At 63.6% G+C, this 10,450-nt stretch carries 5 protein-coding genes and 1 pseudogene; 5 read left to right on the forward strand and 1 reads right to left on the reverse strand.

Annotated elements, in window-relative coordinates:
* A partial coding sequence (locus tag BN871_RS22395) for a DEAD/DEAH box helicase (protein ID WP_048748977.1) occupies positions 1-2,922 on the reverse strand: 2,922 nt, incomplete at its 3' end.
* A gap of 334 nt (positions 2,923-3,256) precedes the next feature.
* Between BN871_RS22395 and BN871_RS22400 the strand changes: the two genes are divergently transcribed.
* The 5 genes and pseudogenes from BN871_RS22400 (at position 3,257) to BN871_RS22420 (ending at position 10,379) form a co-directional block, all read left to right on the forward strand.
* A complete protein-coding gene (locus BN871_RS22400; protein WP_021880617.1) occupies positions 3,257-4,540 on the forward strand; it encodes a stalk domain-containing protein in 1,284 nt (427 codons plus the stop codon).
* 43 nt (positions 4,541-4,583) lie between these two features.
* Positions 4,584-5,334, forward strand: a pseudogene (locus BN871_RS22405) (AAA family ATPase).
* Between the two features lie 259 nt (positions 5,335-5,593).
* Positions 5,594-7,426 carry an ABC transporter ATP-binding protein gene (locus BN871_RS22410; protein WP_083436594.1) on the forward strand — a complete coding sequence of 611 codons (1,833 nt, stop codon included), beginning with the start codon at positions 5,594-5,596 and terminating at the stop codon, positions 7,424-7,426.
* A gap of 194 nt (positions 7,427-7,620) precedes the next feature.
* Complete coding sequence (locus BN871_RS22415; RefSeq protein ID WP_048748979.1) at positions 7,621-8,436, forward strand: winged-helix domain-containing protein; 816 nt, start codon at positions 7,621-7,623, stop codon at positions 8,434-8,436.
* A 218-nt stretch (positions 8,437-8,654) separates the two neighbouring features.
* Positions 8,655-10,379, forward strand: a complete 1,725-nt coding sequence (locus BN871_RS22420) for an ABC transporter ATP-binding protein (RefSeq protein ID WP_048748986.1) — start codon at positions 8,655-8,657, stop codon at positions 10,377-10,379.
* Positions 10,380-10,450 lie beyond the last annotated feature (71 nt).

The raw sequence follows: 10,450 nt of genomic DNA on the forward strand, positions 1-10,450 counted from the left end.
CCGCAGAGCCTCGGCGCCGAACAGCTCGCCGGCGAGCTCGCGGCTCATCTGCAGCAGCTGGGCGCGGACGGCGCCATCCAGGCCGTCGCCCTCGTAGATGCGCATATTCACGTAATCCGCCGCGAACTGGGAAGCGAGCGGCGACGGGCGAGAGGTATGAACGACCTCAAGCGCGATGCCGCCGCTCTCGATTTCCCGCAGCAGCTCTCTCAGCCGCCCGAGATCGAGGTAGACGTTCATGCATTCGCGCATCGCCTCGGCGAGATAGGGAAAGCGGTCTCCGTAGGGAAGGGCGGCGCGCAGCAGCTCCTCGCTGCGCAGCCGCATCTGCCACATCGGCGTGCGGGTGAAGCTTCGGGCCAGCAGCAGAGACGTCTCGGCGATGCGCCGGAAGGCGACGGCAAGCAGCGGGGAGCCGGGAATGGCCGCGAGCAGCAGCTCCGCCAGGTTGTCCGAGGAGACGGAATGGACGGCCTGGAGCCAGGAAGGCTCCCATTCCGGCAGCACGAACTCGATTCCGTTGTCCTTGGCGTTGCCGTACAGGCGATAGGGCAGCGTCTCCTCGAATCTGCGCTCGATGGCGAGCTGCCAAGTCCGGTTCACGCGGCGTCCCCAGGAATTATGGATGACGATGTGGGTCTGGTTCGAAATATCCTTGTACACCTCGACGGCGATCCGTTTGCGGGTCGGCCTGACGCCTGAGGCGGCCTGGGCGCGGACGAGGGCGGCCAGCTGCCGCGCGGAGCGGTCATCCATGCCGCTGCGCTCCATGAGCTCGGAGATGACGGCTTCGTCTCCGGGATGGACCGGCTCGTCCGGCAAGGCGCTGCCGTCCTCAAGGCTGTCCATTCCGGGAACGGAGTCTTCGGAATGGACGGTATTCCGCTCGGCAGGAATGCCCGGACTCCCCGCCTTCCGCTCGGCAGGAATGCTCGGACTCTCCGCCTTCCGCTCCGCAGGAATGCCCGGACTTCCCGTCTGGAAAGCCGCTTCATCTCCCTGCTCCAGCCTCTCCAGCAGCTCCGTCCACAGCTCCGCCACCCTCCTGCCAAGCAGGTAGGAGCGGGAGCCGGCTTCGTTGCGCCAGAATGGAATCTCGCTGAAGCTGTTCGACGTCTCGGTCACATAAACGCGGTCCTTGCTGATCTGGCGGATCATCCAGGAGTTCGTGCCGAGCTGGAACACGTCGCCGACCCGGCTCTCCTGGATGAACTCCTCGTCCAGCTCTCCGATGTGGGCGCGGCTGTCGGCATGATGGACGGGATAAGCGCTGCTCTGCGGAATCGTGCCGGCTCCCGTAACCGCCGCCATGGAGCTGTTGCTGCGCGGCCCGATCGTGTCCGAGCCCCGGTCCCACTCCAGCAGCGGCCGGGAAAAGGGATAGAAGCCGGCCAGCACGGCCAGCATCGACTCCAGCCTGCCGCGCGGGAAGGTGCGGTAGCTGTCGCTTCCTGCGATCAGGCGGTGCATGGCCTCCCCGGTCCACTCGCCGCCGGAAGCCATGGCGACAGCCTGCTGCGACAGCACGTCGAGCGGGTCGCGGGGAATCTCGATCGGCTCGATGTCGCGCTCGGCGATCATGCGGCTGAGCACCGCGATTTCCGGCAGCGCTCCGCGCTGGCGGGCGAGGATGACGCCGCGGCTCGCCTCGCCGACTCCGTGGCCGGCGCGGCCGATCCGCTGGATGCCGGAGGCGGCCGACAGCGGCGAGTCGACCTGGATGACGAGATCGACGTGGCCGACGTCGATGCCGAGCTCCAGCGACGAGGTGGCGACGATGCAGCGCAGCTCGCCCGCCTTGAGCAGCCGCTCGACCTCGAGGCGGCGAGTCCGGTCCATGCTTCCGTGATGGGCGCGGCACATCTCGCGGCCCGTATAGTCGTTCAGCCGCAGGCAGAGCCGCTCGGCCAGCCGCCGGCTGTTGACGAAGACCAGCGTCGAACGGCTTCCCTCCATGAGCTGGAGCAGCCGGTCCATGATCGGGAACCAGACGGATTCGCGGGTCCGGTGCAGCCGGCTGTGGTCCGGCATCGTGACGGACACCTGCATCGCCTTGGGCATCGCGCTTTCCACGATGGCGACGGGACGGGGGAGATAGCCGAGCGGATGGGCCGGGACCCCGACTCCGTCCTGGTCAGGCGAGAGAAGAGGGGCGGCTGAATCGGAAGCCTCCGTTCCCCCGCCTGGTCCGGGAGACCATCCCCCGAGGAAGCGGGCGACGCGCTCCATCGGCCTTACGGTCGCCGACAATCCGATTCGCTGCAGCGGACGGCCGCACCAGGCCTCGAGCCGTTCCAGCGTCAAGGAGAGATGGGACCCGCGCTTGTCCGCCGCCAGATCGTGAATCTCGTTGACGATGACTTGGCGGGTCGTGCGCAGCATCGTTCTCCCTTTCTCGGAGCCGAGCAGAATATAGAGCGATTCGGGAGTGGTCACCAGCACGTCGGGCGGCTTGCGCAGCATGGCGGCGCGCTTGGAGGCGGGCGTATCGCCGGTTCGGACGGCGCAGGTAATTCTTTGTAATGCCTGGTCATGCCCGGCAGGATGTTCATGAGCCAGCCATTGTTCATGCTGTCGCCCGATCTCCTCGACGAATCCCGTGACATGGTCGTAAATATCGTTGTTCAGCGCCTTGAGCGGCGTGACATAGATGACTTTGACTCCGGGCGGCGCCATACTGCCGTCCAGGCTTTCACCCGTCTCTTCCTTGGAGCGGAGCACCCGGTCCAGGCAGGGCAGCAGCGCCGCCAGCGTCTTGCCGGAGCCGGTCGGAGCGGCCAGCAGCGTATGCTCTCCCTCCCCGATGGATGCCCAGGCCCGGCGCTGGATATCGGTAGGGCTGCCGAAAGAGCCCGCAAACCATTGCGCGAGAACGGGGTGGAACCGGTTCAGCGATGGATCGGGCTGTCGATGGGTCGTCATGGAATCACCAAGCCTCCTTGTCCTAGAAGGAAAAAATCGGCTCTATGGAGCCGGCAGGGCTGCGATGTAGCGCCTTAAGCATTGTCCTCTAAGGATACTATACTTCGCATTGCCGTCCTAATCGAAAGCACGGCTAGCCGCAGCCGGATAGTTGCCTTGATTTTAGATGGCACCCTTTTAAAAGCGACTTTGGAGACCGGAGCAGATGCTCCGCCCAGCGATGGAATGGAGGTCCATGTGAAACATTCGGGACTGGAATGCGTCTACTCTAGTGGAAATATTCGGTTGAAAAACGACGAATGGCATCGATTTCGACTCAAGGAGGCTGTCTCATATGATCTTAACATCTATCCGCCGCCCCGCTCTCGCCGTGCTGGCGGCAGCCATTCTGGCTTCAGGCGGCATGCAAGCCGGCACCGCTGCCGCGGCCGGCTCGGCTCCGTCCGCGACCATCCTGCTGGACGGGTATCCGCTCGCTTTCCCGGCCCAGCCGATCATCCAGAACGGGACGACGATGGTGCCGTTCCGGGCCATCGCCGAAGCGCTGCAGATTCCCGTCGAGTGGAATGCGGCCGGCAAGACGATTACGGCCGTCAAGACAACGGATAAAGGCCAGCGCAAGGTCGTGCTGCGCCAAGGCAGCAAGCAGGCGACGGTCGACGGCGCGGCGGCTCAGCTCGGCGCCGCCCCGGTGCAGAAGAACGGGACGGTGCTCGTTCCGCTGAGCTTTTTCAGCAGCGCGTTCGGGGCGCAGGTGAGCTGGAACGGGGCGACCCGCACCGTATCGATCGTTTCCCCTCCGGAGAAGCTGTATACAAAAGCCTATTATGCCATCAAATCCTATTCCCAAGTGAAGCAGCTCGGCCGCTTCGACGCGGTCGCCTTCGGCTGGGGCCGGATCGGCGAAGACGGCAGGCTCACGCTCAAGGGCAAAGACTTCTACTGGCCCCAAGCCGACGGAGACGTCACCCCCGAGTCGATCGTAGCGGGCGCAGGCGCGGCGGGCGGCCTGACGGAATTCATGGTTTTCTCCGGCGATGCCAAAGGCGAGCTGACCAAGATGCTCGGGGATTCCTCGCTGAGAGCCGAGACGGTCAAAGGCATCGTCGACGCCGCTTCGCAGGGAGGCTTCAAATCCATCGATTTGGACTTTGAAGGGCTTGGAATGACCGGAGACAAGGCGGCGGCCGCGCAGTCGTTCAACGTGTTCGTCAAGGAGCTGCGCGCTGCGTCCAAGGCGGCCGGACTCGGCCTGTCGCTGTCGCTGCATCCGCTGAACGGCTCCTACAAAGGCTATGATTATAAAACGCTGGCGCAGCTGTCCGACGAGATCGCCATCATGGCGTACGACTATGAGCAGGGCGGCAAGCCGGAGCCCTTGGCCAAGGTGGACGAGGCCATCCGGCTGGCATTGAAGGAGACGGACCGCAGCAAGCTGCTGCTCGGCATCAACTTCAACAGCGAAACGGCGTTGTCGCTGTCGGGCCCGGCGGGTCTGGCCAAGCGGTACGGCCTCAAGGGCATCGCGCTGTGGCGGCTCGGTCCCGGCCTGGTCGACGCCGATTCCTTGACGGCTCTGGAACGGACGGTCAAGCTTAGAGGTCCGGCCGAGGGCTGATGAGATCGATTTATTTTCAACTGGAGCATGGAGGAGGGAGGACATGGCCGGAATGGAGCGGGAAGCTTATCTAAGAAGCGTGCAGCTGCTGCGGGAGAGCGTGCCCTCCTTCGCGGAATACCCGTTCTCGCTCCCGGTCATCCGGGAGATGGACCGGCTCGCGCTGCATCCCAAGGTGACGTACATCGTCGGAGAGAACGGCATGGGCAAGTCGACTATGCTGGAAGGCATCGCCGTCGCTTGGGGCTTCAATCCCGAGGGCGGCAGCCTGAACTTCACCTTCTCCACCTATGCCTCCCATTCGGAGCTTCATCGTCATTTGAGGCTGGCGCGCGGAATCCGCAAGCCGCGGGACGGGTTCTTCTTCCGGGCCGAGAGCTATTACAATCTGGCGAGCAGCATCGAGGAGCTGGACCGTGAAGGAGGCGGCCCTTCCATCATCGACAGCTACGGCGGCCGCTCGCTGCATGAGCAGTCGCACGGGGAATCTTTTTTCGCGACCTTCATGAACCGGTTCGGCGGCGGAGGACTGTATGTGATGGACGAGCCGGAGGCGGCGCTGTCGCCGACGAGGCAGCTGTCGATGCTGGCCCGGATTCACGAGCTCGTCCGCCAAGGCTCCCAATTCATCATCTCCACGGATTCTGATGGCTTATCCGGACGCCGTCATCTATCAGCTCGACGGGAGCGGCATCGAGGAGGTCGCGCTGGAGGAGACGGAGCCTTTCCGGGTGACGAGGCAGTTCCTGAACAACCGGAGTCCGATGCTGGAGGAGCTGTTCTCGGAGGAATAGTCCGAATCCTCGTGCTCCCGAATCAACGGAGCCGGAGGCGCGGCCAGAGGGAATGAGGAGAGGCGCGAGAATTTCTCGCGCCTCTTTTTGTTCCTTCCGGGAGGCAGCCGGACAGGCTGCGCGGACCCTTCAGCTCCCAACCGGGAGAACGGGACTCCCGCTTGCCGCCGGCCGAGTGGCAATGGAACTTGAGCGGGTCCTATAATAAGAGCAAACAGATTCCCTCGGGACGGATAGAGGGAAAGGGGGCTGCAGGCGCATGTCATCTTCAACCGAAACCGCATCTTACCGCGGGCGCGGCGAAGCCGCTTCATCCGATGGACAAGGAGGCAAGCGGGCCGGCTGGCGTTCCTTCGTCAGGCTCATCATGGCGTCCAAGCCGCCCAAAAAGCTGATCGCCGTCGCGCTGCTGCTGAGCCTGGCTTCTACGGCGGCAGGGCTCGTCGTGCCGATGGTGACCAAGCAGTTCATCGACGGCTTCAGCCTGAGCGCCCTTAAGCCGGGCCATATCGTCATGCTGGCCGGATTCTTCGTCATCCAAGCGCTGGCCGGAGCGTATTCCAGCTATTTGCTCGCCCGGCTGGGGCAGCATGTCGTTGCGAGCCTGCGCGAACGGCTGTGGCGCAAGCTGATGGCGCTGCCGGTCGCTTATTACGACCGCCACCAGACGGGAGAAACGGTCAGCCGCATGACCAACGACACGGGCGTCGTGCGCGGACTCATCACCGATCATCTGGTCGGCTTCGTCACCAGCATCATCTCGGCGATCGGAGCGTTCATCCTGCTGCTGACGCTGGATTGGCGCATGACGCTCATTCTGCTCATCGCGATTCCGGTGCTCGCCGGCATCATGGTGCCGCTCGGCATGATGATGCACCGCATCGCCAAGGAAACGCAGGACGAGACGGCTTCCTTCTCCGGCGGCATCAACAACGTCCTGTCGGAGGTCCGCCTCGTCAAGGCTTCAGGCGCGGAGCCGCGCGAGCTGGAGCACGGCTTCAAGGGCATCCGCGCCTTGTACCGGCTTGGCGTGCGGGAAGGCAAGGTCGGAGCATGGATCGGCCCGGCTGTCTCCTTCACCATCATGATGCTGCTCGTCATCATCATCGGCTACGGCGGCGTGCGCGTGTCGTCCGGGGCGATGACGGCAGGCGATCTCGTCGCCTTCATCCTGTATCTCATGCAGATCATCATGCCGGTCAGCCAGATCGCGGTCTTCTTCTCCCAGTTCAACAAGGCGATGGGAGCGACGGAGCGGATCAGCGCGACGCTGGAGGAGACCGAGGAGGACTTCGCCGCAGGCGGAGAGCTCCGCAGCGCGTCGGCTCCCGTCACGGCCGAAGGACTGGAGTTCGCCTATGCCGGCAGCGAGCCGATTCTTCGGGGCATCGATTTCGAGATCCAGCCGGGACAGGTAACGGCTATCGTCGGTCCTAGCGGGGGCGGCAAGACGACGCTGTTCTCGCTGCTGGAGCGGTATTACGCTCCTACGGCAGGAAGGCTGCTGATCGGCGGCGTGCCGCTCGCGGACTATTCGCTCGCCAGCTGGCGCAGCCGGATCGGCTATGTGGCGCAGGAAAGCCCGCTCATGGCGGGCACGATCCGCGACAACCTGACGTACGGCATCGACCGCGCGCCGGAGCCGGAGGAGCTGGAGAGAGCGGCCCGGCTGGCCTATGCCGACGTCTTCATCAACGAGCTGCCGAAGAAATACGACACGGAGGTCGGCGAGCGGGGCATCAAGCTGTCCGGCGGCCAGCGGCAGCGCATCGGGATCGCGCGGGCGCTGCTGCGCAATCCGGACATCCTGCTGCTGGACGAGGCGACCTCGGCGCTCGACAGCCAGTCGGAGGTCATCGTGCAGCAGGCGCTCGGCAATCTGATGGAAGGGCGGACGACGGTCGTCATCGCCCACCGGTTGTCGACCGTCGTGGACGCCGACCAGATCCTGTTCGTGGACAAGGGACGCATCACCGGGCGGGGCACCCATGAAGAGCTGCTGGAGACGCATGAGCTGTACCGCGAATTCGCGCTGCGCCAGCTGCGATCGCCGAAGGAAGACGAGGCGGCGGAGGCGGTTGACCCCCGCTGACAGCCGGAATTATACTAGAAGCAGCCGGCGGCATGCCGCCGGCAAGGAACGGGAGGCGGACTCGCGTCTGCCGGCTCTCGATTGAACGTCATGGGGTTGCACAACAGATAGAGATTGAAATAGAAAATAGAGACAGAGATAGAAACGAGAACCGATCCTCTCACAACTGGCAACGGATAGGAGGAGATTGTGGAGTGAACAGCATCTATTCCGAAGAAGACTTGGTCAAGCTCGCGCAGCTTCATCTGCCGGGCTATGGCTTTGCAAAAACAGCTGATTCCGGAGCATCCGCCGTCACGGCGGCCGCCGCCCCGCCGCCCATCGTATGCGCCTCGACGCGGCGGATCGTGCTGATCAGCCCGTATCCCAACCTGCTGCATGAGCTGATCCGGGATTTGTCCGCCGCCTGCTACGATGTGATGGTCTTCCATCGCGCGGACGATTACGTCCTGCACAGCCTGCAGGCCGACCTGTACCTGATCGACGGCAGCGCGGCCGACATGCTGGGCAGCGATCCCGGCTTCCGTACGTTCACGTCCGATCCTTCCAAGCTGAGCCGGGCCGTTCTTCTGGACGACCGGCACAAGGAAGGGAAGGCCTTCCGCACCGGCTTCGATTCGGAAGGCATGCCGACCGTCGCTCCTGCGGCCGCCCTGGAGTTCGTCCAGGACTGGCTGCTTCGGCATCCTGCCGCAGACGAGGCTGATCCAGGCATTCTGGGCTTCAAGGATCTGATTCTGGACACGAAGCGCATGGCGGTGTTCCGCGGCGGCAGCCCGATCGATCTGACCAAGACGGAGTATGAGCTGCTGCTCAGCTTCATCGGCGCGGAAGGAGCCGTCCAGACGCGCGACCATCTCATGGCGACGATCTGGGATGCGCCGTTCTTCGGCAACAGCAACGTCGTCGACGTCCATGTGAAGAGCCTGCGGCGCAAGCTGGGGGACAACGCCCTGGCTCCGATGTACATCGAGACGGTCCGAGGGGTCGGCTACCGGCTCGCGGACTGACACGATCATCAGGCAGGAAGAAGCGCCCGCGGGCGCTTTTTTTTTTTCGTCAAATCCATCCCCGCGCCTCCATCTTCTCCTCGTGGGATGGCGGCTTCCGCAGGTTCCGTTTGGCTATAGCCATCCTTTACGTAGAGAGCGCGCCGAGAACAGGGATACGATAGGGCAGGAGGCGCATGCTCCGCTGGAGGAAGCTGCGTCCGCAGGAGGTGCTCCCGATGAAATGGCTTCAAGCCTTTCTCGCCTATTACAAGCCCTACCGGCTCATGCTGGCCGCCGATCTGTTCTTCGCCGCCCTGGCTTCCCTCGTCGTCCTTGCCTACCCGATTCTGATCAACCGCATTACGAGCGAGGCGATCAGCGAGCAAGGCATAGCGGTAGAGATGATGGCGAGAATCATCGGCGTGTTCGTGCTCCTCATGATCGTCGAGTACGCAAGCGGCTTCTATACCGATTACTTCGGGCATGCCATGGGCGCGCGAATGGAGGCGGACATGCGGGAAGATCTGTTCGTCCATGTCCAGAAGCAGAGCTTCGCCTTCCATGACAACGCCGGCACCGGCCAGCTGATGTCGCGCATGACGAACGATCTGTTCGACATTTCGGAGCTGGCCCATCACGGGCCGGAGGATGTCGTTGTTTCGCTGGTGCGGATCATCGGCGCTTTCCTCATTCTGAGCCGGATCAACGGCCCGCTCGCCTGGATGATTTTCGGCATTCTTCCGGTACTTTTCCTGCTCGTCTATCTATACAGCGGGAAGCTGAAGAAGGCGCTGAAAACGAGCAAGGAGCGCATCGGCGACATCAACGCCCAGCTCGAGGACACGCTCGCCGGCATCCGGACCGTGCAGGCCTTCAACGGGGAGGAGGCCGAGACGGAAAAGTTCAGGCGCCGCAACCGCCGTTTTTTCGACAGCCGCAAAGAAGGCTACTGGGCCGAGGCGGTCATGTTCAACGGCCTGAACAGCTTCGTGTCGCTGCTTACGATTCTGGTCGTTGTCGTTGGCGCGTACCTGATCGGCCGCCGCGAATTGCAGCTGCCCGACCTGATCACCTTCCTGCTCTATATCGGCGCCTTGATGGCGCCGATCCGGATGCTGGTGAACTTCACGCAAAATCTGCAGAACGGAATCGCGGGATTCGAGCGCTTCCGGGAGCTGATGGAGATCCAGCCCGATATAGGAGATGCCGATCATGCCGCCGATCTTCATCATGTACGCGGAGAAGTGGCATTCGACCGCGTCGGCTTCCGCTATTCGCAGGAGGAGGGGGAGGTGCTGTCGGGCATCGATTTCATAGCCCGCCCTGGCGAGTTCATCGCTCTCGTCGGCCCCTCGGGGGTCGGCAAAACGACCTTCTGCAGCCTCATTCCCCGCTTCTACGAATGCACCGAAGGAACGGTGAGGATCGACGGCAGGGACGTCAGGGACATCACGCTGAAGTCGCTGCGCAGCCATATCGGCATCGTGCAGCAGGAATCGTATCTGTTCGCGGGGACGATCGCGGAGAATATCCGCTATGGCCGGCCGGATGCAACACACGAGGAGATCAGGGAAGCGGCGGTGAAAGCGAACGCCGATGTCTTCATCCGGGAGCTGCCGCAGGGCTACGGCTCCATGATCGGGCAGCGGGGCGTGAAGCTGTCCGGCGGACAGCGCCAGCGCATCAGCATCGCCAGGACATTCCTCAAGAATCCGTCCATTCTCATCCTGGACGAAGCGACCTCCGCTCTGGACTACCGGAGCGAGAGGGCCGTCCAGGAAAGCCTGGAGCGGCTGGCGAGGAGCCGGACGACGTTCGTCATCGCCCACCGGCTGTCGACGATCCGGAGCGCGGACCGGATCCTCGTGCTCTCGGAGCGGGGCATCGAGGAGGAGGGCACGCATGAGGAGCTTGCATCCCGGGACGGCTTGTACGCCCGTCTCGCCGGCATGCAGGTATGACCGGGCTGCAGAGCCCGACGCGGCCGATCCGTCCGGGCCGGGGYCGATTCTTCTGCTTGACCGGGCTGAGG

Origin of the sequence: Paenibacillus sp. P22 (assembly GCF_000469945.2) — a bacterium.
Classification (GTDB): Bacteria; Bacillota; Bacilli; order Paenibacillales; family Paenibacillaceae; genus Paenibacillus_O; species Paenibacillus_O humicus.